The sequence below is a fragment of the Erythrobacter ramosus genome, assembly GCF_009828055.1.
Classification (GTDB): Bacteria; Pseudomonadota; Alphaproteobacteria; order Sphingomonadales; family Sphingomonadaceae; genus Erythrobacter; species Erythrobacter ramosus.
Genome location: NZ_WTYB01000001.1, coordinates 597,722 through 620,884, shown reverse-complemented (window position 1 = coordinate 620,884; position 23,163 = coordinate 597,722). Strand labels below are relative to the sequence as shown.

Genomic DNA, 23,163 nt, shown 5'->3' with positions numbered 1-23,163 from the left:
AAAAGTGCTTGCGGCACGGCCAACACGGATGCCTCTCATGATTGACAGGGATCACCTTCTGGCCATCGTCCGCGAGGCGGGCCGCATCGCCCACTCGCGTTGGCCGGGGGCGGGGCATGACCTGCACAGCTGGGACAAGACCCCCGGCAACCCGGTGAGCGAGGCTGACCTTGAAGTCGACCGCTTCCTCAAGCGCGAACTGCACCGCTTGCTGCCATCGGCGGCGTGGCTGTCTGAGGAAACCGCCGATGACAAGGCGCGCACGCAGAGCGGGCTCATCTGGCTGGTCGATCCGATTGACGGCACGCGCGATTTCGTGGGCGGGCGGCCGGGCTGGGCAGTTTCAGTGGCGCTGGTGAGTTCGGGCCGCCCGCTGATCGGGATGCTGGCTGCTCCCGCAAGACGCGAGGAATGGGTGGCGGTCGCGGGACAGGGCGCGACATTGAACGGCGTCACGATCCGGGCGAGCCAGCGCACCGAATTCTCCGGCGCGCGCGTGCCGACTGTCAGCCTGCCCAAGGACGACAGCGATCTGGTGATGGTCGATCAGCCTAATTCGATTGCGCTCAGGATTGCCATGGTTGCCGCCGATCAGGCCGATCTGGTGGCGACATTGCGCTGGGGTTACGAGTGGGACATCGCGGCTGCCACCCTCATAGCGCGCGAAGCGGGGGCGGAGGTGACGGACGCTTTCGGCGGTCCGCTCGCCTATAACAAGCACGATCCACGCGATTTCGGGGTGCTGGTGTGCTCCCCGGCCATTCACGCCGCGGCAGTCGAGCGGTTGGCGAAGCGGGCTGCAGCGCTGCGCTGAAACGCGAGCGGGCCGCCCCGAGGGACGGCCCGCCGCTATGCCTGTGTTAGACCATCAATTCCCGCGAGCGGCGCTCACGTCGGCCTGACTGACCGGGATGATCTTGATTTCGACCCGACGGTTGAGCGCTTCGCTGATGTTGTCGCCGGTCTTGACGCGCAGATAGTCATACTGCTCGCCAAAGCCCTGCGTCGCCATCCGCGAACGTGCCACGCCGCGCGCGGCGAGGTAATCGGCAACCGCCTGCGCGCGCTGTTCGGACAGGCGCTGATTGGTGGCGGGCGACCCGGTCGTGTCGGTGAAGCCGTAGACGTCGATCAGGCTGTTCGGATACTTGATCAGCGTTTCAGCGACGCTGTTGAGCGTATCGAGGAAGCCCGGATTGATCGCCGCCGAACCGGTGGCGAAGGTCACGCCGTCAGGCAGACGCACGAGAATCGCGTCCTGATTGCCGACTTCTTCCACGTCCACACCGCTGCCAGCGGTCTGTTCCTTCAATTCCTTGATCTGGTCATCGTACTGCTTGCCGAGCACTGCGCCGGCCGAGCCGCCGATGCCTGCGCCGATGATGCGGCCCGTATCGCCGCCGATGGCGCCACCGAGCAAGTAGCCGAGCGTGCCGCCAAGGCCGGTGCCGATCGCCGTGCGCGAGATCTTCTTTTCACCGGTGTTGGGGTCGGTGACGCAGGCGCTGGTGCCCAGCAAGGCAAGTGCAGCTGTGCCCGACAGCAGGATACGCGAGATAGTCATAAGAAATTCCTCCCTCTTGTGTGACGCCAAACGTGCCATGCAACCGGAACGGCAGCAAGGGTTCAGCCCACTGAGACAATAGGGCCCTTGACCCCTCGCGCATTGACCCATGTTGAACAGAATGCCGCCAAGCGATGATGTTGCAAGGCTGGCAACATCGCCCGTTTGTGCTAGCGCAGACGGCGTGACCCCGTTTCCCTGGACCGATCTTGCCACCATCGTGGTGCTCGTTGTGATCAACGGCGTGTTTGCGATGTCCGAGCTGGCGATTGTGTCGGCCAAGACCAGCACGCTCGAAGCCAAGGCCGAAGCCGGGTCCAAAGCGGCACGAACGGCGATTGCGCTGGCCGCGCATCCGGGCAAGTTCCTCTCGACCGTGCAAATCGGTATCACGCTGATCGGGATTGTCGCGGGCGCTTATTCCGGGGCGAGCCTTGGCGGGCCGGTGGGTGAGCGGATGGAAGCGCTGGGCCTGCCGCCCGAATATGCCGACGAGGCCGGGTTTGCCGTCGTGATCGCGCTGACCACCTATCTCAGCGTCGTCGTGGGTGAGCTGGTGCCCAAGCAGTTGGCGCTGCGCAGCGCGGTGCCGCTGGCCTTGGTGATGGCTTTGCCGATGGCGATGCTCTCACGGATCGGCGCGCCGCTGGTGTGGCTGCTCGATTCGAGTTCGGCCGTCATCTTCAACCTGTTCGGGCTGCGCCGCACCGACGAGGCCACGGTAACCGCCGAGGAATTGCGGATGATCTTTGCCGAGGCGACCCGCTCGGGCGTGATCGAGGCCGAACAGCGCCAGATCCTCACCGGCGTGGTCCGTCTGGCTGAGCGGCCGGTGCGCGAGATGATGACGCCGCGCACGGATATCGACTGGATCGAGGCCGATGCCGATGTCGCCGAAATCCGCGAGACGATCGAGGAAAGCTCGCACTCGCTGCTGCCGGTCGCCGAAGGCTCGCCCGACACGATCCTCGGCGTGGTCAAGGTGCGCGATGTGCTGGCGGCGATGGTCAGCGGCGAGACGGTCTCGATCCGCGCGATGATGCGCAAGGTCGAGGTCGTGCCTGATCAGCTCGACGCGATGGACGCGCTGCGCGTGCTGCAATCGGCCGAAGTGGCGATGGCGGTGGTGCACGACGAATACGGGCATTTCGAAGGGATCGTCACGCCGGTCGACCTGCTCACCGCGATTGTCGGCAATTTCGCCAGCGACAGCGATGATGGCGATCTGCCTTCGGTGGTGGAGCGTGAGGATGGGTCGCTGCTGGTCTCGGGCTCGCTATCGGCCGATGCGCTGGCGGACCGGCTGGGCATCGAATATGGCGAGGACCGGGAATTCGGCACGGCGGCAGGCTATGCGCTGTCCGTGATGAAAAAGCTGCCGGGCGAAGGTGAGCATTTCACCGATCAGGGCTGGCGCTTCGAAGTGGTCGACATGGATGGTCGCCGGATCGACAAGCTGCTGGTGAGCCGGGTTATCTCTGCCGACTGAGACGTATCGGGGGAGAGGCCGTGGGCGTGCTCCAAAGCCTTGCTTTTTCTAGCTTTTGAGCGCCGCGCAACAATCTTGCGAAGGTGACAAAGTTGACAGGGTGTCAAGCGGCTGTTCGCGCTAAATTTTCAATAATTTCAGGTTGTTAAACCTGAAATACAAAGTTGACACTTCGCCGGTTCCGCCCCCCCCGGTGCCCGGTCCGGTTGCTGAGCGCAGACAGGGGCGAGCCTGCGCCACAGGGCTGACGATAGGAAAGAGCGGCGGCGATGGTACCGCGCTGCGCCGCTGTAGGAAACCAGCGCTCGCGCCGTTCCTGTGCCCATCACACCCGCGCGCGGCGCGGCGTCAGGCGCTCGGGATCACCGTCGTCGCTGCCTGCCCGTCACCTTCGGGCGCGGCGATGATGTCGCGGGTCACGCGGCCCTTGGCGACCGTGTTGGTTTCGGTATCGCCCACTTGGCTGCGGATGCTCGGCGCGGCGGCGCCGGCGCGGTCGATCACGCTCGCTTCCACGCGGCTGCGCGGCGCAGGCCCGCCGAACAGCGCTTCCAGAGCCTGCTCGGACGCGGTGCCTTCGGACGGACGCGGTGCGCCGGGGGCGGGGGGAGTGAGCGTGAAATCGGGCGGAACTACCAGCGGCGCCTGACGCTGCACAGCGAATTCGTCGGGCCGTTCGCGGTTGAACACCCCGCCGCCGCCGCCACAGGCCGCCAGCATCGCCGAAGCGCCGGTCAGCAGGATCAGGGGTGCAAACTTACGCATCTTGGGTCTCTCCACGGGGCGCTTCCCCGATTTCGGTGTCGTCCTTGTCGCGCACCAGCAGGCTGCGGGCAAGGATTATGACGACGCCGATGGTGATGGCGGCGTCGGCAATGTTGAAGATCAGGAACGGGCGGAAGGTCCCGATGTGGAAATCGGCATAGTCGATGACATAGCCCAGTTCATAGCGATCGCGGATATTCCCCAGCGCTCCACCAAGGATCAGCGACAGGCCGAGAATCTCGCCCAGCTTGCGCTCGCGCAGCATCCACACCAGCACCACCAGCGCGATCACCCCGGTGAGCAGCACCAGCAGCCAGCGGGTTTCCATGTCATTGGCCTGGAACATCCCGAGCGAGATGCCCTTGTTCTCGGTATAGGTGAGGTCGAAGAACGGCAGCAGGTCGATATGCAGCACCTGACGCAGCTTTAGCGGGCCGATCACGTACCACTTCACCACCTGATCGATGATGGCGACCAGCGCCGCGAGCGCGAGGCCGATCAGCCGGTTGCGGGTGAACAACCCGTTCATGCTGCCGCGTCCATATGGCTCACCACATCATCGCAGCGTCCGCACAGAGCGCCGTCTTCCGCCACGTCGGGCAGCAGGCGCCAGCAGCGCGAACACTTGTGGTGGGCGGTCTTGGTGACGGTCACGGTTTCGCCCTGCCCGCGGGCGACTGTCGCGGTGATGAACAGCTCGGCGAGTTGTTCATCCGAAACGCCTTCGGGCACCGCGCTGTCGGGGACGACCACCTCGGCTTCGAGGCTGGAACGAATCGTCTTGTCGCGCCGCAGCGGCTCAATCGCTTCGTTGACCTGATCCCGCAGCGCGCGCAGCATGGCCCAGCGGGCATTGTCGACCACGACGCCCGGCACGGCGGGCCATTCGAGCAGGTGGACAGACCCGCGCTGGCCGTTGTCGTCTTCCTCGCCGTCTTCGGGATAGCGGCTCAGCCATACCTCTTCTGCCGTGAACACCAGCACCGGCGCGGCATAGCGGATCAGCGCGTGGAACAGCAGGTCGAGCACAGTGCGATAGGCATTGCGCGTGACGCTGTCCGGCCCGTCGCAGTACAGCGAGTCCTTGCGGATATCGAAGTAGAACGCGGACAGATCCTCGTTGCAGAAATCGACCAAAAGGCGGGTGTAGAGGTTGAAGTCGTAGGCTTCCGCCGCCGCTTTCAGCTTGCCGTCCAGCTCCGAAAGCAGCGCGAGGACATAGACCTCAAGCTCCGGCAGGGTCCCGCCGTCGCTCATGTCGCCGACAAACCCGTCGAGCGCGCCGAGCAGGTAACGGAAGGTGTTGCGCAGCTTGCGGTACTGGTCGCCGACACCTTTCAGGATTTCATCGCCGATGCGGTGATCCTCGGTGAAATCGACCGAGAGCGCCCACAACCGGATGATGTCGGCGCCATATTCCTCCATCACCTTGATCGGGCTGATGGTGTTGCCTTCGCTCTTGGACATCTTGCGGCCCTTGGCGTCCATCGTGAAGCCGTGGGTCAGCACTTGGTCGTAAGGCGCGCGGCCCCGCGTGGCGCAGGATTGCAGCAGGGACGACTGGAACCAGCCGCGATGCTGGTCCGAGCCCTCGAGGTAGAGGTTGGCGGGCCATTGCAGGTCCGGCCAGCGCCCGCTCTCGAGCACGAAGGCGTGGGTGCAGCCCGAATCGAACCAGACGTCGAGAATGTCGGTGACCATCTCGAAGTCGTCTGGGTTGTAGCCCGCGCCGAGATATTCCGCCTTGCGTGCTTCCTCCCACGCATCGACGCCTTCCTCGCGCACGGCGGCAACGATGCGGGCGTTGACTTCGGGGTCTTGCAGGTAGGTGCCATCGGGCCGCACGAACAACGTGATCGGCACGCCCCATGCGCGCTGGCGGGAGAGTACCCAGTCGGGCCGTCCTTCCACCATCGCGCCGATGCGGTTGCGGCCCTTTTCGGGAATGAATTCCACGCGGGCGATTTCGGCCACGGCGCGTTCGCGCAACGTCCCGCCTTCGCCTAGGACCTTGTCCATCGGCACGAACCATTGCGGGGTGCAGCGGAAGATCACCTTGGCCTTGGAGCGCCACGAATGCGGGTAGGAGTGCGCGTAATCCGCGCTCGCGGCGAGCAGCGCGCCGGTTTCGCGCAGGTCCGAACAGATCGGGCCATCAGGCGCGTTGAACTTGGGGTTGATGACGCTCATGCGGCGTTCGTCGTGAGCACCCAGCCATTGCCAGTCATCGCGGTAACGCCCGTCGTCCATCACCGCGAAGACGGGGTTGATGCCGTTCGCTTTGCAGAGGTCAAAATCGTCCTCGCCGTGATCGGGCGCCATGTGGACGAGGCCGGTGCCAGAGTCGGTGGTGACGAAGTCGCCGGGGAGCAGCGGGCGCGGGGTCGCGTAGAACCCGCCCAATGCGTGCATCGGGTGGCGGGCTTTAGCAGAATCGAGGGCGCCAGGCTTTAGGACACCAAGACCTTTGTCTACGGTCGGAATACCGAGGCGTGAAAGCAAATCGCTCTCGCGCTGAAGCGCGTAAACATACCGGCGACCATTGATCTCAGAAGCGACGTATTCGATCTCTGGCCCGTATGAGATCGCTTGATTGACCGGGATCGTCCAAGGCGTCGTCGTCCAGATGATCACGAATGCGCCGACAAGGCTCGGCTCATTTGGGCACTCAACAATCTCGAAGGCCACATCGATCTGGGTCGAGGTGATGTCCTCGTATTCGACCTCCGCCTCGGCCAGCGCGGTCTTTTCGACCGGCGACCACATCACCGGCTTGGCCCCGCGATAGACGTTTCCGGCCTCGGCGAACTTCATCAGCTCGGCGACAATCGTCGCTTCGGCCTGGAAATCCATGGTGAGATAGGGATGATCCCAATCGCCCATGATGCCGAGCCGCTTCAGCTGCTCGCGCTGCACGTTCACCCAGTTCTGGGCGTAGGCGCGGCATTCGGCGCGGAATTCCTTCGGGGGAACCTCGTCCTTGTTCTTCTTGGCCTTGCGGTAGGCTTCCTCGACCTTCCATTCGATGGGGAGGCCGTGGCAGTCCCAGCCCGGTACATAAGGCGCATCGCGGCCCAAGAGGTTCTGGGTGCGGCAGACCATGTCTTTCAGGATATGGTTGAGCGCATGGCCGATATGCATGTCGCCATTGGCATAGGGCGGGCCATCGTGAAGGATGAACTTCTCGCGGCCCCGGCGCGCATCACGCAAGGCGTTGTAGAGCCCGATCTGCTCCCAGCGCGCGGCAATGCCTGGCTCCTTCTGGGGGAGGCCGGCCTTCATGGGGAAATCGGTCTTCGGCAGGAAGACGGTGTCCCGGTAATCGCGCTTTGCACTGTCGTCGGTCATGGTGGGCGGGGCCTTAGCGGGCGGGCAGGGATTGCGCAATTTGTCTTGGAAGAAGGGAGTTCACGCAGAGCCGCGGAGAAGATCAGGGAGACGCAGAGGTGTTGCAATGCGCCGCAGGCCTTTCGCCTCCTCGCATGGATCGGATACCGGCTGCGCCGGGAAGGTTCCTCTCTGCGTCTCCACTTCTTCTCTGCGTCTCTGCGTGAACCAATTACCCGAGCAACCGCCGCGCCTCGGCGCAATCCTTGTCCATCTGTTCGATCAGCGCCTCGAGGCTGTCAAACTTCGCCTCGCCGCGCAGGAAGTGGTGGAAGGCCACCTCGATTTCCTGCCCATACAGATCGCCGGAGAAGTCGAAGAAGTAGGGCTCCAGCAGCTCCTTGGGCGGTTCGAACTGCGGGCGGATGCCGATATTGGCCGCGCCGTGGAGCACCTGTCCGGTGGCGAGCAAGCGGCCCGTCACGGCATAGATGCCGTATTTGGGGCGCAGGTAGTTGTCGATCGTCACGTTGGCGGTGGGGTAGCCGATGGTGCGCCCGCGCTTGTCGCCGTGCTCGACGATGCCCCGGATCGCGAACGGCCGGGTGAGCAGGCGCGCGGCCAGCTGTGGGTCGCCGTCGCGTAAGGCGGTGCGGATGCGGCTGGAGGAGACGACCTCGTCTCCCTCGCTCACCGCTTCAACCACGCGCGATTGCAGGCCCAATTCGCTGCCAAGGGTGCGCAGCAGCTCGACATTGCCCTTGGCGCCCTTGCCGAAGGTGAAATCGCCGCCGGTAACCACCCCATGCGCTCCGAAGCGTTCCAGCAGGATGGCGCGGATGAAATCCTCCGCGCTCGTCCCCGCCAGCTCGGCATCGAAGTGGAACACCAGCATCGCGGTCGCGCCAGCGGCCAGATACAATTCCTGCCGTTGCTCCAAGGTCGTCAGCCGGAACGGCGGCACATCAGGCTTGAAGAAGCGCACCGGGTGCGGATCGAAGGTGGCGATGATCGAGGGGCGGCCTTCCGCCTGCGCCCAGCGGATCGCCTCGCCCGCCACCGCCTGATGGCCCGAGTGAAACCCGTCGAAATTGCCGAGCGCAATGACCGCACCACGCAGGGCCTCGGGCATGGAATCGCGGTGATCGAGCCAGCGCATCAAACCGTGCCCGCACGCCGGAAGGTCAGAAACGAGAACGCCGGGTGCGGATCGTTCGCGGCGTGATCCTCACGCCCCGTCAGCACCCAGTCGCGCCCCGGTTCGGCCATGAAGGTGTCGCCGGGGTAGCTCGCGTGGATCTGGGTCAGCTCGATCCGGTGGGCGAGCGGCAGGAACACATCATAGATCGCCGCCCCGCCGATGATCGCGACTTCGCCGGCCTCGTTGCCATGCTCCGCCAGCGCCAGCGCCTCTGTGACCGATCCGGCCATCTGAACGCCCTCAGCAGCGAAGCTGTCCCGCCGAGAGAGCACGATGTGGCGGCGACCGGGGAGCAGGCCGGGCAGGCTCTCGAAGGTCTTGCGGCCCATGATCATGGGTTTGCCCATCGTCAGCGCCTTGAAGCGCTTGAGGTCAGCGGGCAGCCGCCACGGCAGATCGCCTTCATTGCCGATCGCGCCATTGGCGGCACGGGCGTAAATCAGCACGATTTCGGGAGTCATCGGCCCAAGCTCATCTGATCGCATGTCCCACGCGCGTGACGTGGCCCATCTTGCGGCCCTCGCGCACTTCGCGCTTGCCATAGAGGTGGAGATGCGGCTCGCCCGGTTCGGCCAGGATGGCGTGAGCGCGCAGGGCGTCATCGCCGACGATGTTGCGCATTTCGATGGCTTCGAAGCGGGTCTTGGTCACGCCCAGCGGCAAGCCGCAGATCGCGCGGATGTGGTTTTCGAACTGGCTGGTGGCCGCGCCTTCGATGGTCCAGTGGCCGGAATTGTGCACGCGGGGCGCCATCTCGTTGAACATCGGGCCTTCCCGGGTGGCAAAGAACTCCAGCGTCAGCACCCCGACATAGCCCAACGCATCGGCGACCTTGGCGGCAAGCTGGCGCGCGGCGGGCACCTGCGCTTCGACCAGCGCGCCCGCGGGCAGGATCGACTGCGCCAGCATCCCGCCATCATGCAGGTTGGCCGTCGAATCCCAGAACTTCACGCTGCCATCCTTGCCCCGCACGAGGATCACCGAAAACTCGGTCTCGTAGATCACGAAGACTTCGTAGATGCAGGTCACGCCCGGAAAGCGCACGCCGCTGGCTTCCAGCGCTGATCGCACGCGCCATTGGCCCTTGCCGTCATAACCATCGCGCGCGGTCTTGAGGATGCCCGGGGTGCCAACCCGGACCAGCGCGGCGGCGAAGTCATCCTCGGTCTCGACCCGTGCGTAGGGCGCTGGCGTGCCGCCGAGGCTGGCGGCAAACGCCTTCTCGCTCAGCCGGTCCTGAGCCACCTCCAAAGCGCGCGCAGGGCAGGCGAGCAGGTGCTGGGGGATGGCTGCGACCGTGCTGAGCGGCACGTTCTCGAACTCCCAGGTCACGACATCGCAGCGCCCTGTGAATTCGGCGAGCGCTGCGGCGTCGTCCCAATCGGCGGTGATGAAATCGGACGAGGCATCGGCCGCGACATTGTCACCTTCAGGCGCGAAGCCGATCACCTTGTAGCCGAGCTGCAAGGCGGCGACGGCCATCATCCGGCCCAGCTGCCCGCCGCCCAGAATGCCGATGGTGGAACCGGGGGGAAGCATTAGTCCTCCGGCACCTCGGCGACGCCAGCGCTTTTGGCGGCGCGCCAGTCTTGTAGGCGTTCGGACAGGTCTTCGTCGTTCAGCGCGAGGATCGCGGCGGCGAGGAGCCCGGCGTTCTTCGCGCCTGCCTCACCAATCGCCAGCGTGCCGACCGGGATGCCTCCCGGCATCTGCACGATCGAGAGCAGGCTATCCATGCCGCTCAAGGCTTTCGACTGCACCGGCACGCCCAGCACCGGCAGATGCGTCATGCTGGCGATCATGCCCGGCAAATGCGCTGCGCCGCCTGCGCCTGCGATAATGACGCTGAAGCCTTCGCCCTCCGCGCCCTTGGCAAAGGCGACCATTCGGTCCGGCGTGCGGTGGGCTGAGGTGATTCGCGCCTCGTAAGCCACTTCCAGCTCGCTCAGCACGTCGGCGGCGGCTTTCATGGTCGGCCAGTCGGACTGGCTCCCCATCACGATCGCGACCTTCCCCCCGGTGGCTTCCATCATGCGTCCTTCAGATAGTACCGCGCGCCGGGCACCATATCGGCGTCAAAGTCGTAGATGATCGGCTGGCCGGTGGGAATCTCGAGATCGGTGATGTCCGCATCGGAAATGCCCGAGAGGTGCTTGACCAGCGCGCGCAAGCTGTTGCCGTGCGCCGCAATGATCACCGTCTCACCGCGCGCCAGCACCGGCAGGATCGCTTCCTCCCAATAGGGCAGCACACGCTCGATGGTCAGCTTGAGGCTTTCGGTGTTCGGAATGGCGATCCCGGCATAGCGCGGGTCGCTGGCGAGATCGTAAGCGCTGTCCGCTTCCAGCACGGGCGGCGGCACGTCAAAGCTGCGGCGCCAGATCAGCACCTGTTCGTCACCGTGCTTGTCGCGGGTTTCCTGCTTGTCGAGGCCGGTCATCCCGCCATAGTGGCGCTCGTTGAGGCGCCAGTCCTTTGTTTCGGGAATCCACAAGCGTCCGGCCGCTTCCAGCGCCAGATGCAGCGTCTTGATCGCGCGGGTCTGAAGCGAGGTGAAGGCGTAGCTCGGTAGCACGCCCTTCTCGCGCAGCAGCGCGCCCGCCGCGGTTGCCTCGGCCACGCCCTGCGGCGTCAAATCGACATCCCACCAGCCGGTGAAGCGGTTTTCGAGGTTCCACTGGCTCTGGCCGTGGCGGACGAGGATGAGCTTGGGCATTCTTACTCCGTGTCACCGCGCCGCGGGCGGCCCGGTCCTCTCAATACATCAGAGCGCGCGGGGTTAGCTTTCGCGGACGGGATTGGGAAGCGATTCCGTTGCATTTGCCGCATCCGAATCGCGCGCAAGGCTGCCAGCGGCACGCGCCTGCGCCTTCCTGCGCCGCAGGTTCTCGCGCAGCTTGGCCGCGAGCCGTTCCTCGCGCGACATATTCTTGCGGGACTCTTCACCCATGCGAAACCCTTTGGCCTTAGTGCCTCGCAGCTTCAAGCCTGCGCACGGCTAGTCGAGCTTAGCGCAATAAGGGCGTTGACAATACGAGGCCGCGCGACAATAGCGCCCGCCCATACCGGCGCTGCTGTAGCTCAGTGGTAGAGCGCACCCTTGGTAAGGGTGAGGTCGGGAGTTCAATCCTCCCCAGCAGCACCATTTCCGCCCATGCGGGGCGGAAATGAGCCCTTGGCGTTTCGCCGGCCCATCCGGGCCGACGTCCTCGGTGCTATTCCTCCACTTCCCCCGGATCAAGTCCGGGGTACGTTCCGGGCACCTGCGGGCGCGCGTATTTGTGCGTCCTATCGCTGCGCTACTTGAGGGCGGTTGCGCTTGCGGTCGCTATGCGACCGGTTGAAGTCAGGCCGCGGTCTTGCGCTTCTCCAGCCACGGGCGCAGCGGGAACAGCCATTGTTCCTTGATTGACAGCCGCTTGCGATCATCCTGCCCGACCACCTCGCTCTCGCCTTCCTTGTAGGTGCCGAACACGCGGTCCCAGAAGATCACCGAATTGCCGTAGTTGCAGCGGGTGTCCTCGTAGCTCAGCGCCGTGTGGTGCAGGCTGTGATTGCGGATCGTGGTGAAGAAGTACCCGTACCAGATCGGCGGATCGGCGCGGACATTGGCGTGGGCGTAGGTCGCGATCGCGCCGCCTGCGGTGATGGCGGCGAACAGGGCGTTGAGGTTCACATCCAGCAGCGCCGTTATGCCGAGGCTGATCAGGAACAGTTCGATCGGATTGCCGATGAAGCCCTTCATCGCATTCAATTGCGTGATGTGATGATGCGGCGCGTGGGTCAGCCACAGGGGCGTCCAGTTGTGCATCGCGCGGTGCATCCAGTACTGCCCGAATTCGAACACGAACATCACCACCAGCACCTGCACCAGAAACGGGCTGGCTGCGAGCCACGGGGTTCCGATGCCCCAAGCCTCTTTCAATTCGCCCAGCGGCCCGTTGACCAGCGTATCGCTGAGGAACCCGATCACGCCGTAGCCGAAGGCGACATAGAAGACGTCGGTCAAAAGCTCGCGCCCATTGATGCGCCAGCCTTCGTGCCGTTCGAACACCAGCTCGAGCAGCTGGACGAAGGCGAGGGTGCCAAGGCCCACCGCGATGATTGCCCACGGCCCTTGGGTCCATGCGGCGGGCGCCACGCCCCAGAAAGCCCAGATCGCCGCGACGGTGGCGGGCGGAAGCAGGTTGATAAGCGACTGTTTCACCGGATCGGCCCCATGTTGATCATCGCCGCTCTATGGCGACGCCCCGGGCGGGGAGAATACGCCATTCTGCGTAAGGGGTCGAGGGGGACAGAGATGTTCGGCAAGCGAACCCGTTCGAGACCTTGATATCTCGTCGCCCCGTGCCTGACACGGGGCTTGGCTAACTTGGCACGGCGGCTGAAGAAGAAAAGCCAAACCCCGTGTCAGGCACGGGGCGACGGCTGAAGTATTAGCAGAAGCCCCCTCACGCCCGCGCGGCGACTTCGGCAGAGTCGAAGTAGTGGATTCGCAATTCGCGCAGCAGCCCGTTCTCGAAGCACCCGGCCTCGCAGATCGTCTGGGTGAAGGGTTCGCTGCCGTCCTTCGGGTGCATGGTGAGGCGGATCACCATCACCGCCCAGGTGTCACCCCCGGTGCAATCGAGCATTTCCAGCTTGGTATCGGCCCAGGTGCCATACATCGCTGCCGCACAGCGTTGCAGCGCGTCCTTGCCACGCCACTCGCCTGCGAAGGGGAGCGAATTGGCCTCGTAGAGCACGAAATCGGGGTGGATGAGACGCCCGACCGCATCCCAGTCGCGCGTGCCAGCGGTGGCATAGACCGCCGCTAACATCTCCCTTGGCGTGCTCACTCTTCGATGGTGCCAATCAAGTCGCCGACCTTGTAGACCGCGCCTTCCTCACCGGTGGGGTGGATCACCCCGCTGGCCTGGGCTTCGATCTCGGTCGTGCTCTTGTCGGTCTCGACGGTGTAGATGATGTCGCCCTTCTCGACGCGCTCGCCATCGCCGAACATCCATTCGACGAGGGTCATCTCAACAGCGCTCATGCCGAGCTTGGGGATGCGGATTTCTGATGCCATTTAGAGTTTGCCCACACTTGCTTTGATTTGTGCGATGAGGTCCGACTTCTGCGGAATCCATGCCTGTTCGAGGTGACTGGCGAAGGGCACCGCAGAGAAGGTTCCGCCGATGCGCCGCACCGGGCCCTTGAGGCTGTCCCAGCACTTTTCCTGAATGTTGGCGGCAATTTCCGCGCCGGTGCCGAACGGGCGCACGGCTTCGTGCAGGGTGATCGCGCGGCCGGTCTTGCGCACCGATGCGAGCACTGTGGCCTCGTCATAGGGGGCGATGGTTCTGAGGTCGATCACCTCGACCGAGATGCCTTCCTTGGCGAGATCATCCGCCACCGCCAGCGCATCCAGAACCGTGCGGCCATAGGTGATGAGGCTGATATCGGTGCCCTCGCGCGCAATCGCTGCCTTGCCGAGCGGAACGCGGTAGCCCGGACCGGGATCTTCCGCCTTGAGGCCGTAGCACAGGATGTTCTCGATGAAGATCACCGGGTCATTCGCGTCAATCGAAGCGCGCATCAGCCCGCGCGCATCGGCGGGGTTGCTGGGAGTCACCACATGAATACCCGCAACGTGGGCGAACCACGCTTCGAGCATGTCCGAGTGCTGCCCGCCGAAGCCGACGCCCACGCCAGTGGTGGTGCGGATCACGATCGGACACGGCGTCTGCCCGCCCGACATGAAGCGCAGCTTGGCCGCGTGGTTGACGATCTGATCCATGCACACGCCGACGAAATTCATTAGCATGATCTCGGCAATCGGGCGCTGGCCTGCCAGAGCCGCACCGACGGCCGCCCCGATGATCGCGGTTTCCGAAATCGGCGTCGCGCGGATGCGGTGTTCGCCATACTTTTCGGTGAGGCCCGAGGTGACCTTGAACACCCCGCCGCCCTGCTTGGCGGACACGTCCTCGCCAAGGCAGAACACGCCCGGATCGTCGGCCATCGCCTCGTCGATGGCGAGGTTCAGCGCCTGGGTCATGGTGATCTGGGCCATCAGGCGGTCTCCTCCAGCACGTCTTTGTAGATTTCGTCGGTATCGGGCAGCGGCGCATCGAGCGCGTGCTGCACGGCTGCGTCGATCTGCGCGTTGATATCGGCGACGATGGCGTCCAGCTCCTCTTCGGTGAACTGGTAGTCGAGCATCACCTGCCGCAGCTTGGGCAGCGGGTCTTCGGCCTTCATCTCGGCGATATGCTCAGGCGGCATATAGCTGAAGTCCGAGCCGAAGAAGTGGCCCATCATGCGGTAGCACATCGCCTCGACCAGCGTCGGTCCTTCACCAGCACGGGCGCGGGCGACGGCTTCCTGCATCGCGGGGTAGATCTGGTGGACGTCATTGCCGTCAACCGTCACGCCCTTCATCCCGTAACCAGCAGCGCGGCTGGCGATGTTCGGGCTGTCAGTGTGGTCGGCGTAAGACGTGTGTTCGCCATAGCGGTTGTTCTGGCACAGGAAGATGACCGGCAGCTTGTAGAGCTGGGCCATGTTCATCGCTTCGTGGAAACCGCCGATATTGGCCGCGCCGTCACCGAAGCTGACCAACGTCACGCGCCCATCGCCGTTGTTCTGGCTCGCCATCGCAAGGCCGTTGGCGATGGGGAGGCCCGAGCCGACCACCCCGGTTGTCACCATGATCCCCGTCTCGGGATCGGTGATGTGCATGGTGCCGCCTTTGCCCTTGCAGGTGCCGGTCGCCTTGCCGAGGCATTCGCCCCACCACTTCTCCATCGGGATGCCCTTGGCGGTCTGCTCGCCTTGCCCGCGATAGGTGCAGACGACGTAGTCTTCCTTCTCCAGAGCCGCCATTGCCGCGGCCGAGACCAGCTCCTGCCCGCGCACGCAGTAATACATCACCGCGACCTTGCCGCCCATCAGCAGCTCGCGGAACTTCTCGTCGGTGCGGTTCACCTTCATCGTGCGGGTGTAGATGTCGAGCAGCTTGTCGCGGTCGATCTGCGCCATATTCTCTACCTCATAATTCCCGTTCGTGCTGAGCTTGTCGAAGCACTGTCCTTCTTGCGGCCCGCGTGGGGAATGAAGAAAGTGCAGCCCTTCGACAGGCTCAGGGCGAACGGAGGGGGATATTCAAATCAGAACTGGACCCGCTGGGTGAACCCGCCGTCTACCACGATGTTCGCGCCGGTCATGTAAGGCACCGCCGGGCTGGCGACGAAGACGATCGCTTTCGCCACTTCCACCGGCTCACCAAAGCGGCCCGTGGGCATCTTGGCGAGAGTCGCATCATAAAGCGGCTTCATGTGCTCTTCGATGACCTCCCAATTGCCGCCCTTGTAATAGACCGCGCCGGGGCTGACGGTGTTCACACGGATACCCTTGGACGCATAGGCCTGGCTAAGCTGCGAGGCATAGGTGATCAGCGCTGCCTTCAGCGCGTTGAACGGGTTCGGCGCGATGAAGGTTTCGAGCGCAGCGGTGCTCGACAGCATTACGATCGACCCGGTGCCCGAGGCTTCGAGATAGGGCGTCAAAGTCTCGACCGCATAGGCCGCGCCCTTGATGTCCATGTCGAGGCAAGCCTGCCAGTCGCCAGCCCCGCCGGTGCCCGAGGCGCTCGCGGTATGGACGAAGATATCGCAGCCGCCGAGTTCCTGCGCGGCCTTTTCCAGCCACGCCTGATAGGCGTCGGTGCCGGTCGCCATGTCGAACACTTCGGCAAACACCTTGCCCGGCCCTGCCGCGTCGATTTCGGCGACAGCAGCGGCGATCTTGTCTTCCTTGCGCGAAAAGAACGCGACATCCGCGCCTTCGGCCGCGAACAGCTTGAGCGCCTGCAGGCCGAGGCCATGCGCCCCGCCGTTCATGATGACTTTCTTGCCCTTGAGTCCCAGATCCATAGCGCACCTCTCCCTGGTCGCGGTTGTGGCCCAAGGGGATAGCCGAGCTAAGGGACGGGGCGTATCGTCAATTTTGTTGGGGTGGCCCGAAAGCTGCGATTATCCTGCGTCTGGCCCGCCAAGAATCGCGCATCGCTGCCGGACATGCGCGTCGGCGATCAGATCCCCGGTCGGCGCATCGAGCCGACGGCGCCAGTTGGGATGCTCGGTTATGGTGCCGGGCAGGTTCGGCTGCTCCTCCAGTCCCAGCAGATCCTCCAGCGAGACGAGCGCGATGGCCGCAGGCGTGCGGGCGATGTGCGCCATGGCGGCATCGACCACCGGCGCGGGGTTGTCGGGTGCGGGGCGGCAGGCGGTGTGGTCGAGGGTCGACCATAAGAGCCCGCGGTCCCAGTCGCGGATCGCCTCGGCCTCGGCGCGGGAGGTGCCTTCGGGCAGACGGCCGAGTTTTTCCGCCCAGTCCAGATCGCGCCCGCGCCACCATCCCGCGACAGTGACAGTATCATGCGTCCCGCTCATCGCGGCGCTGAGGGGTTCGTAGTCGGCGGCACCGATGAAGCCGTTATCGGCGGCGCGTTCGAACCACAGCACGCGCATCCCCAGCATCTGGCGCTCGGTCACGGCCTGGGTGAAGCCGTAAGGTGCGGTGCCGAGATCTTCGGCGATGATAAAGGCATTGGCGCGGTGCGCTTCCAAGGTGGCGAGGCGGATGAGATCGTCGAAGGGGTAGCTGAGATAAGCGCCGTCCCGCGTCGCGCCGCCTTCGGGGATGACCCAGAGCCGTGCGAGGCCGAAAGCATGGTCGATCCTTAGCCCCCCGTCTGCGGCGAGGCCTGCGCGGATCATCGCGATCCATGGCTCATAGGCCGAGGCGCGCAAGCCCTCGGGCGAGAAGCCGGTGATTGACCAGTTCTGCCCCAGCGGCCCGAGCGGATCAGGCGGCGCGCCGATGGTCAGCCCGTCCAGCATCGTATGGCGCAGCGACCACGCATCACTGCCGGAAGGATCGACGCCCACGGCAAGGTCGGCGATCAGGCCGACGCCCATGCCCGCGCCTTTGGCCGCAGTCTGCGCTGCCTCAAGCCCCTGCCGCGCGAGCCATTGCACGAACAGGTGGAAGCCGATCTCGTCCGGGTGCTCGGCGGCAAAGTGCGTCGCGGCTGCGCCTTCAGGATCGTGGAACGCGGCAGGCCAATCGCGCCAGCCATGCGCACCGAGGGGGCGGAAATGGCAATCAAGCGCATCGAACAGAGCATGGCGGTGCAGCATCGCATCTTCGGGGGAAGTGATTCCCGCACGCTGTGCCGGGGTGAGCGCGGCGAAGACCTTGCGCAATTCGGCCAAGCGGAGCGGCAATGCGCCCGCCCAGTCGATCAGCGGTCCGGCCTCGGTCGAAGGCACCAACGGTGGCAGGCCCACCAGCGCGGGATCGCCCATCGCGCCGTTGAGGAACAGGCGGCTGGAGGGCGAATAGGGGCTGTATCCCACCCCGTGCCCCGGAAACAGCGCGTGCACCGGATTGATCGCCAGCGCGTCCGCCCCCGCCGCGCCGAACTGCCGCGCGGCCTCGGCCAACTCGCCGAAGGTGCCGAAGGGCGAAGGTTGCGCGCCTCGCAATGCGGGGATTTGCAGTGACACGCCCCACGGTCGGCGACCTGCTGCGTTCGGCAAAGGACATTTGGCCGGAGCGACCGCCAGCTTCAGCGCCCGACCATCCAGCACGAGGTCGTAATAGCCCGGCGCGTCAGGGACCGTCAGCCTGTCACCGTCCACGGCCAGCGGGCGGGTGATGCCGTCCTCACCGGTTGCCTCGGCGCGTGAGGCGGCGAAGGGCAGGGGTATACTCGCCCCGCAATCAGCGACCAGCATTGGCGGGAGTGCAGCGCGGCGTTCCTCGACTGCGGCGAGGCTGCGGGCGATCTGGCGCTCGCTGCCCGCCGCATGGCCCAGCGCCGCCAGCACCGCCGCCAGCGCGTCATCGGCGACGAGCTGCTGGCGGCCATCGACGTCGGTCCATTCGCGCGCCACACCTGCGGCTTGTGCCAGCGCGTGCAATTGCTCCATCGCCGCCTCCGTCCGATTGGGTCTGTGCTTAGCCCTCGCATCGGGCCGCATCGGCCGTTTGGCAAGCCGGACGCGGCCATCTCATGCGCATGAATACGATTGTGGCGTCACTTCTGCGATTGCTGCACACCGGCGCACCTGATTAGTGTGGTACCCACAGCCGGGGGGCAAGCGGGCAACCGTCTAAGTGCTGGCGTCATCGTGCAGGCACACCGCCAACCCCAGCCCCTGTGGGCACCATAAGGAGTATGCGCCGCGTGACAATTGGCCCGAACGGCAAGGTTCAGGAACTCGAAGCCCGCATCGTCGGCGCCCTGCGCCACCGCGTCGGCAAGAACGAACGCGCGGCCAAGCCGCATGACTGGTACAATGCCGCCGTGCTCGCCTTGCGTGATGACATCATCGACAATTGGTTCGCCTCCACCTCCCGCGCGCATGAAGCAGGGGCCAAGCGGGTCTATTATCTCAGCCTCGAATTCCTGATCGGGCGGCTGTTGCGCGATGCGCTGTCGAACCTCGGTGTGACGCGCGAGATGGAGCAGGCGCTGCGCGAACATGGCCTCGACTTGGCGGCGCTCGAGGAGCTGGAGCCTGACGCCGCGCTCGGCAATGGCGGACTGGGGCGGCTGGCGGCGTGCTTCATGGAAAGCCTCGCCAGTCTCGACATCCCTGCCTTCGGCTACGGCATCCGCTACATCAACGGCATGTTCCGCCAGCGGATCGACGAAGGCTGGCAGGTCGAACTGCCCGAAACCTGGCTCGCCCATGGCAATCCGTGGGAGTTCGAGCGGCGCGAAAGCTCCTACCTCGTCGGCTTTGGCGGCGAGGTGACGAGCGATGCGGGCAAGATCCGCTGGACCCCGGGCGAAAAGATCGAAGCGACCGCGGTCGATACCCCGGTGGTCGGCTGGCAGGGCAAGCGGGTCAACACGCTGCGGCTGTGGACCGCCAATGCGATGGACCCGATCCAGCTCGACGCTTTCAATGCGGGCGACCACGCCGGAGCGCTCGCCGGGCAGGTGCGCGCCGATAGTCTGGTGCGGGTGCTCTACCCGGCGGATTCGACCCCGGCGGGGCAGGAATTGCGGCTGCGGCAGGAGTTCTTCTTCTCGTCGGCCAGCATTCAGGACATCGTCCGCCGCCACGTGCAATATTACGGCGACATCCGCACCCTGCCCGACAAGGCGGCGATCCAGCTGAACGACACGCACCCCTCCGTCGCGGTGGCCGAGCTGATGCGGCTGCTGAAGGACGAGCATGGGCTGGACTTCGACGAAGCATGGGACATCACCCGCGCCACGATCGGCTACACCAACCATACCCTGCTGCCCGAAGCGCTGGAAAGCTGGCCGCTGCCCCTGTTCGAACGGCTGCTGCCGCGCCACATGCAGATCGTCTATGCGATCAACGCCAAGGTGCTGCGCGAGGCGCGCAAGGCTGGGCTCGATGATGCGGCCATCTCCGCGATATCGCTGATCGACGAACATGGTGAGCGGCGCGTGCGGATGGCGAACCTCGCCTTTGTTGGCGCGCATTCGGTCAATGGGGTCGCCGCGCTGCACACCGATCTGATGAAGCAGACGGTGTTCGCCAATCTCCACCAGCTCTACCCCGACCGGATCAACAACAAGACCAACGGGGTGACCCCGCGCCGCTGGCTGCACCAGTCGAACCCGCGCCTCACCAGCCTGATCCGCGAAGGCATCGGCAGTGGCTTCATGGCCGAGGCCGAGCAGCTTGCCAGCCTGTCGAAATTTGCGGGCGATGCCGCTTTTGGGGAGCGGGTTGACGAGATCAAGCGCGCCAACAAGGTCGATCTGTCGAACCACCTGCGCGAACTGACCGGTATCCGGCTCGATCCAGACGCGCTGTTCGATGTGCAGATCAAGCGCATCCACGAATACAAGCGCCAGCTGCTCAATCTGATCGAAACGGTCGCGCTCTATGACCAGATCCGCAGCCATCCCGAACGTGACTGGGTACCGCGGGTGAAGATCTTCGGCGGGAAGGCCGCGCCGACCTATCACAACGCCAAGCTGATCATCAAACTCGCCAATGACATCGCCAAGCGGATCAATTGCGACCCCAGCGTGGGTGAATTGCTGAAGGTGGTGTTCGTCCCCAATTACAACGTCAGTCTGGCCGAACGGATCATTCCGGCGGCAGACCTTTCCGAACAAATCTCGACCGCCGGGATGGAAGCGTCGGGCACCGGCAACATGAAGTTTGCCTTCAACGGCGCGCTCACCATCGGCACGCTGGATGGCGCGAATATCGAGATCATGGATCGGGTCGGCCGCGAGAACATCGTTATCTTCGGGATGACGGCGGAGGAAGTCGCCGCTCAGCGGGCCGATGGCTACAACCCGCGCGCCGTGATCGAAGGCTCGCGCGAATTGGCGCAGGCGGTCAACTCCATCGCCAATGGCGTGTTCAGCCCGGACGAGCCAGACCGCTACAAGGGGCTGATGGACGCGCATTACAGCTCCGACTGGTTCATGGTCGCGGCCGATTTCGATGCCTATGCCGCCGCACAGCGCGAGGTCGATGGCCGGTGGCGTGACCGGGCGGCGTGGCGCAAGTCGGCGATCATGAACATCGCCAATGTCGGCTGGTTCTCGTCCGATCGCACGATTGGCGAATATGCGCGCGAGATCTGGGGCGTGCTGTGAAGCCCCCGCCAGAGGCCATTGCTGCGCTGCTGGACGGCACTCATGCCGACCCGTTTGCGCTGCTTGGCCCGCACGAAGGGCCGGAAGGCACCTTCGCCCGCGCGATCCTGCACGGGGCGGAAGAAGCCGAGGCGTATTCGCTCAAGGGCGGCAAGCTCGGCACAATGACCCGCGTGGAGAGCGCGGTGTTCGAAGGCAAGGTGCGCGGCAAGCCCAAGCCAATCCGCTATCGCTGCCGGGGGTATGGCAACGAATGGTGGGTGACGGACCCCTACAGCTTCGGCCCGGTGCTCGGCCCGATGGATGACTTCCTGATTGCCGAGGGCACGCACCTGCGCTTGTTCGACAAGCTCGGCGCGCATGTGATCCACCATCAGGGCGCAGACGGCGTCCACTTCGCGGTCTGGGCGCCCAACGCGCGCTGCGTGAACCTCGTCGGCGATTTCAACGGCTGGAACGGCGCGGCGCACATGATGCGCCGCCGCGTCGATATCGGCGTGTGGGAGATCTTCATCCCCGACATCGGCGCAGGCACCGCCTACAAATATCGCATCACGGGCCCGGATGGCACCGTGCAGCCCTTGAAGGCCGATCCCTTCGCCTTCGCCAGCGAGTTGCGCCCCAAGACTGCCAGCATCGTCGCCACCCCCGGCAAGCGCGAGTGGGGGGACGATGCCCACCGCGCGCACTGGGCCAGCGTCGATCCCCGGCGCGAGGCCATATCGATCTACGAAGTCCACCCCGGTTCGTGGCAGCGCGACGATAATGGCTGGTTCCTGACCTGGGATGAGATGGCCGCGCGCCTGATCCCTTACGTGACCGCAATGGGCTTCACCCATATTGAGTTTCTGCCGGTCTCCGAGCATCCCTATGATCCGAGCTGGGGCTACCAGACCACCGGGCTCTATGCCCCTTCGGCCCGGTTCGGGGATGTGGAAGGCTTCGCACGCTTTGTGGATGGCGCGCACCGCGCAGGGGTGGGCGTGCTGATCGACTGGGTGCCAGCGCACTTCCCGGTCGACGAACACGGCCTCGCCCGGTTCGACGGCACGGCTCTCTACGAACACGAAGACCCGCGCCTTGGGTTCCACCCCGACTGGAACACCGCGATTTACAATTTCGGGCGCAAGGAAGTGCGGTCGTTTCTCGTCAACAATGCGCTGTTCTGGGCCGAGCAATATCATGTCGACGGGCTGCGCGTGGATGCGGTCGCCTCGATGCTGTACCGCGATTACTCGCGCAAAGCGGACGAATGGATCCCCAATGCCGAAGGCGGGCGGGAGAATTGGGAGGCGGTGGACTTCATGCGCGCCACCAACCGCGCGCTTTATGGCTCCCACGCAGGCGTAATGACCATTGCCGAGGAATCGACCTCATGGCCCGGCGTCTCCCACCCTGCCTTCGACGAAGGCCCGCGCACCGCATTGGGCTTCGGGTTCAAGTGGAACATGGGCTTCATGCACGACACGCTGCAATATATGGCGCGTGATCCGATCCACCGCAAATACCACCATCACGAGATCACCTTCGGGCTGGTCTATGCCTTCTCCGAGAACTTCGTCCTGCCGCTCAGCCATGACGAGGTGGTGCACGGCAAGGGCACGATCCTCGGCAAGATGAGCGGCGATGACTGGCAGCAATTCGCCAACCTGCGCGCTTACTATGCGATGATGTGGGGCTATCCCGGCAAGAAGCTGTTGTTCATGGGGCAGGAATTCGCCCAGCGCCGCGAATGGAGCGAGGAGCGCAGCCTTGACTGGGAGCTGCTGGACGCGCCTGCACATCGCGGGGTTTCGGACCTGATCTGCGACCTCAACCGCCTCTACCGCACCACCCCCGCGCTCCACGCCCGCGATTGCGAGGGTGAGGGGTTCCAATGGCTGATCTCAGACGATGCCGACAATTCGGTCTTCGCATGGCTGCGGATGGCTCCGGGCGAGGCGCCGGTGGCGGTGATCGCCAATATGACGCCCGCGCTCCACACGGCTTACCGCCTGCCGCTGCCACATGACGGCACCTGGGCCGAAGTGCTCAACAGCGATGCCGAAATCTACGGCGGCAGCGGCAAGGGCAACATGGGGCAAGTAACAGCCGCAGACGGCGCGGCACATATCGTGCTGCCGCCGCTCGCCACGATAATGCTGCAATTCACAGGATAAGAAGGC

General features: G+C 64.8%; 21 protein-coding genes and 1 tRNA gene. 5 read left to right on the top strand and 17 right to left on the bottom strand.

Annotated features, from left to right (window positions below):
• The first annotated feature begins 37 nt into the window (after positions 1–37).
• Entirely contained in the window at positions 38–814 is a 777-nt protein-coding gene (locus GRI59_RS03155) for a 3'(2'),5'-bisphosphate nucleotidase CysQ (protein WP_160759735.1), read from the top strand.
• A 54-nt stretch (positions 815–868) separates the two neighbouring features.
• On the opposite strand, the gene GRI59_RS03150 is transcribed toward GRI59_RS03155, so the two are convergent.
• Positions 869–1,564 carry a YiaD family glycine zipper/OmpA-like lipoprotein gene (locus GRI59_RS03150; RefSeq protein ID WP_160759734.1) on the bottom strand — a complete coding sequence of 232 codons (696 nt, stop codon included), beginning with the start codon at positions 1,562–1,564 and terminating at the stop codon, positions 869–871.
• A gap of 184 nt (positions 1,565–1,748) precedes the next feature.
• Here GRI59_RS03150 and GRI59_RS03145 point away from each other — a divergent pair, with 184 nt between their 5' ends.
• Positions 1,749–3,053 carry a CNNM domain-containing protein gene (locus tag GRI59_RS03145; RefSeq protein WP_160759733.1) on the top strand — a complete coding sequence of 435 codons (1,305 nt, stop codon included), beginning with the start codon at positions 1,749–1,751 and terminating at the stop codon, positions 3,051–3,053.
• 348 nt (positions 3,054–3,401) lie between these two features.
• Here the strand turns inward: GRI59_RS03145 and GRI59_RS03140 are convergent, their stop codons facing one another.
• The 9 genes from GRI59_RS03140 to GRI59_RS15600 form a co-directional block, all read right to left on the bottom strand.
• Positions 3,402–3,818 (bottom strand): DUF3035 domain-containing protein, encoded by a 417-nt coding sequence (locus tag GRI59_RS03140; protein WP_160759732.1) that lies wholly within the window; start codon positions 3,816–3,818, stop codon positions 3,402–3,404.
• Complete coding sequence (lspA, locus tag GRI59_RS03135) at positions 3,811–4,347, bottom strand: signal peptidase II (protein WP_160759731.1); 537 nt, start codon at positions 4,345–4,347, stop codon at positions 3,811–3,813. The genes GRI59_RS03140 and lspA overlap by 8 nt, the downstream gene beginning before the upstream one ends.
• Complete coding sequence (gene ileS / locus GRI59_RS03130; protein WP_160759730.1) at positions 4,344–7,166, bottom strand: isoleucine--tRNA ligase; 2,823 nt, start codon at positions 7,164–7,166, stop codon at positions 4,344–4,346. The genes lspA and ileS overlap by 4 nt, the downstream gene beginning before the upstream one ends.
• Before the next feature lie 211 nt (positions 7,167–7,377).
• Entirely contained in the window at positions 7,378–8,304 is a 927-nt protein-coding gene (locus tag GRI59_RS03125) for a bifunctional riboflavin kinase/FAD synthetase (RefSeq protein ID WP_160759729.1), read from the bottom strand.
• Positions 8,304–8,807: a dihydrofolate reductase gene (locus tag GRI59_RS03120; protein ID WP_160759728.1), complete on the bottom strand. Its 504-nt coding sequence runs from the start codon at positions 8,805–8,807 to the stop codon at positions 8,304–8,306. The genes GRI59_RS03125 and GRI59_RS03120 overlap by 1 nt, the downstream gene beginning before the upstream one ends.
• A 10-nt stretch (positions 8,808–8,817) precedes the next feature.
• Positions 8,818–9,885, bottom strand: a complete 1,068-nt coding sequence (locus GRI59_RS03115; RefSeq protein WP_160759727.1) for a 5-(carboxyamino)imidazole ribonucleotide synthase — start codon at positions 9,883–9,885, stop codon at positions 8,818–8,820.
• Positions 9,885–10,376: a 5-(carboxyamino)imidazole ribonucleotide mutase gene (gene purE / locus GRI59_RS03110; RefSeq protein WP_160760395.1), complete on the bottom strand. Its 492-nt coding sequence runs from the start codon at positions 10,374–10,376 to the stop codon at positions 9,885–9,887. Before purE ends, GRI59_RS03115 begins: the two co-directional genes overlap by 1 nt.
• Positions 10,376–11,062 (bottom strand): 2,3-diphosphoglycerate-dependent phosphoglycerate mutase, encoded by a 687-nt coding sequence (gene gpmA / locus GRI59_RS03105; RefSeq protein WP_160759726.1) that lies wholly within the window; start codon positions 11,060–11,062, stop codon positions 10,376–10,378. The genes purE and gpmA overlap by 1 nt, the downstream gene beginning before the upstream one ends.
• 63 nt (positions 11,063–11,125) lie before the next feature.
• Positions 11,126–11,296, bottom strand: coding sequence for a hypothetical protein (locus tag GRI59_RS15600; protein ID WP_183363528.1), 171 nt, complete (start codon positions 11,294–11,296; stop codon positions 11,126–11,128).
• 120 nt (positions 11,297–11,416) lie between these two features.
• On the opposite strand from GRI59_RS15600, the gene GRI59_RS03100 reads away from it, so the two are divergent.
• Positions 11,417–11,491, top strand: a tRNA-Thr gene (locus GRI59_RS03100).
• A gap of 201 nt (positions 11,492–11,692) precedes the next feature.
• Here GRI59_RS03100 and GRI59_RS03095 read toward each other — a convergent pair.
• The 7 genes from GRI59_RS03095 to malQ all read right to left on the bottom strand — a co-directional run bounded on the left by GRI59_RS03095 (position 11,693) and on the right by malQ (position 18,326).
• Positions 11,693–12,553: a sterol desaturase family protein gene (locus tag GRI59_RS03095; RefSeq protein WP_160759725.1), complete on the bottom strand. Its 861-nt coding sequence runs from the start codon at positions 12,551–12,553 to the stop codon at positions 11,693–11,695.
• 244 nt (positions 12,554–12,797) lie between these two features.
• Complete coding sequence (locus GRI59_RS03090; RefSeq protein WP_237440652.1) at positions 12,798–13,166, bottom strand: nuclear transport factor 2 family protein; 369 nt, start codon at positions 13,164–13,166, stop codon at positions 12,798–12,800.
• 14 nt (positions 13,167–13,180) lie between these two features.
• Positions 13,181–13,414: a biotin/lipoyl-containing protein gene (locus GRI59_RS03085; RefSeq protein ID WP_160759723.1), complete on the bottom strand. Its 234-nt coding sequence runs from the start codon at positions 13,412–13,414 to the stop codon at positions 13,181–13,183.
• Complete coding sequence (locus GRI59_RS03080) at positions 13,415–14,401, bottom strand: alpha-ketoacid dehydrogenase subunit beta (protein WP_160759722.1); 987 nt, start codon at positions 14,399–14,401, stop codon at positions 13,415–13,417.
• The gene (locus GRI59_RS03075) at positions 14,401–15,369 is read right to left on the bottom strand and encodes a thiamine pyrophosphate-dependent dehydrogenase E1 component subunit alpha (RefSeq protein WP_160759721.1); all 969 of its coding nucleotides are present in this window, start codon (positions 15,367–15,369) and stop codon (positions 14,401–14,403) included. The genes GRI59_RS03080 and GRI59_RS03075 overlap by 1 nt, the downstream gene beginning before the upstream one ends.
• A gap of 128 nt (positions 15,370–15,497) precedes the next feature.
• Entirely contained in the window at positions 15,498–16,262 is a 765-nt protein-coding gene (locus tag GRI59_RS03070; protein WP_160759720.1) for an SDR family NAD(P)-dependent oxidoreductase, read from the bottom strand.
• A 99-nt stretch (positions 16,263–16,361) separates the two neighbouring features.
• Positions 16,362–18,326, bottom strand: a complete 1,965-nt coding sequence (malQ, locus tag GRI59_RS03065) for a 4-alpha-glucanotransferase (RefSeq protein WP_160759719.1) — start codon at positions 18,324–18,326, stop codon at positions 16,362–16,364.
• Positions 18,327–18,583: 257 nt separating this feature from the next.
• Here malQ and GRI59_RS03060 point away from each other — a divergent pair, with 257 nt between their 5' ends.
• Together GRI59_RS03060 and glgB are read left to right on the top strand one after the other, a co-directional pair.
• A complete protein-coding gene (locus tag GRI59_RS03060) occupies positions 18,584–20,998 on the top strand; it encodes a glycogen/starch/alpha-glucan phosphorylase (RefSeq protein ID WP_337190221.1) in 2,415 nt (804 codons plus the stop codon).
• The gene (gene glgB / locus GRI59_RS03055) at positions 20,995–23,157 is read left to right on the top strand and encodes a 1,4-alpha-glucan branching protein GlgB (RefSeq protein ID WP_160759717.1); all 2,163 of its coding nucleotides are present in this window, start codon (positions 20,995–20,997) and stop codon (positions 23,155–23,157) included. The genes GRI59_RS03060 and glgB overlap by 4 nt, the downstream gene beginning before the upstream one ends.
• Positions 23,158–23,163 lie beyond the last annotated feature (6 nt).

What these genes read in the sequence shown, in the direction of transcription:
- GRI59_RS03075 (WP_160759721.1), bottom strand. Translation starts at nt 15,369, where the DNA reads ATGGCGCAGATCGACCGCGACAAGCTGCTCGACATCTACACCCGCACG.
- GRI59_RS15600 (WP_183363528.1), bottom strand. Translation starts at nt 11,296, where the DNA reads ATGGGTGAAGAGTCCCGCAAGAATATGTCGCGCGAGGAACGGCTCGCG.
- GRI59_RS03090 (WP_237440652.1), bottom strand. Translation starts at nt 13,166, where the DNA reads ATGTTAGCGGCGGTCTATGCCACCGCTGGCACGCGCGACTGGGATGCG.
- GRI59_RS03150 (WP_160759734.1), bottom strand. Translation starts at nt 1,564, where the DNA reads ATGACTATCTCGCGTATCCTGCTGTCGGGCACAGCTGCACTTGCCTTG.
- purE (WP_160760395.1), bottom strand. Translation starts at nt 10,376, where the DNA reads ATGGAAGCCACCGGGGGGAAGGTCGCGATCGTGATGGGGAGCCAGTCC.
- ileS (WP_160759730.1), bottom strand. Translation starts at nt 7,166, where the DNA reads ATGACCGACGACAGTGCAAAGCGCGATTACCGGGACACCGTCTTCCTG.
- GRI59_RS03140 (WP_160759732.1), bottom strand. Translation starts at nt 3,818, where the DNA reads ATGCGTAAGTTTGCACCCCTGATCCTGCTGACCGGCGCTTCGGCGATG.
- gpmA (WP_160759726.1), bottom strand. Translation starts at nt 11,062, where the DNA reads ATGCCCAAGCTCATCCTCGTCCGCCACGGCCAGAGCCAGTGGAACCTC.
- GRI59_RS03070 (WP_160759720.1), bottom strand. Translation starts at nt 16,262, where the DNA reads ATGGATCTGGGACTCAAGGGCAAGAAAGTCATCATGAACGGCGGGGCG.
- GRI59_RS03155 (WP_160759735.1), top strand. Translation starts at nt 38, where the DNA reads ATGATTGACAGGGATCACCTTCTGGCCATCGTCCGCGAGGCGGGCCGC.
- GRI59_RS03080 (WP_160759722.1), bottom strand. Translation starts at nt 14,401, where the DNA reads ATGGCCCAGATCACCATGACCCAGGCGCTGAACCTCGCCATCGACGAG.
- GRI59_RS03115 (WP_160759727.1), bottom strand. Translation starts at nt 9,885, where the DNA reads ATGCTTCCCCCCGGTTCCACCATCGGCATTCTGGGCGGCGGGCAGCTG.
- GRI59_RS03085 (WP_160759723.1), bottom strand. Translation starts at nt 13,414, where the DNA reads ATGGCATCAGAAATCCGCATCCCCAAGCTCGGCATGAGCGCTGTTGAG.
- GRI59_RS03125 (WP_160759729.1), bottom strand. Translation starts at nt 8,304, where the DNA reads ATGCGCTGGCTCGATCACCGCGATTCCATGCCCGAGGCCCTGCGTGGT.
- malQ (WP_160759719.1), bottom strand. Translation starts at nt 18,326, where the DNA reads ATGGAGCAATTGCACGCGCTGGCACAAGCCGCAGGTGTGGCGCGCGAA.
- lspA (WP_160759731.1), bottom strand. Translation starts at nt 4,347, where the DNA reads ATGAACGGGTTGTTCACCCGCAACCGGCTGATCGGCCTCGCGCTCGCG.
- GRI59_RS03120 (WP_160759728.1), bottom strand. Translation starts at nt 8,807, where the DNA reads ATGACTCCCGAAATCGTGCTGATTTACGCCCGTGCCGCCAATGGCGCG.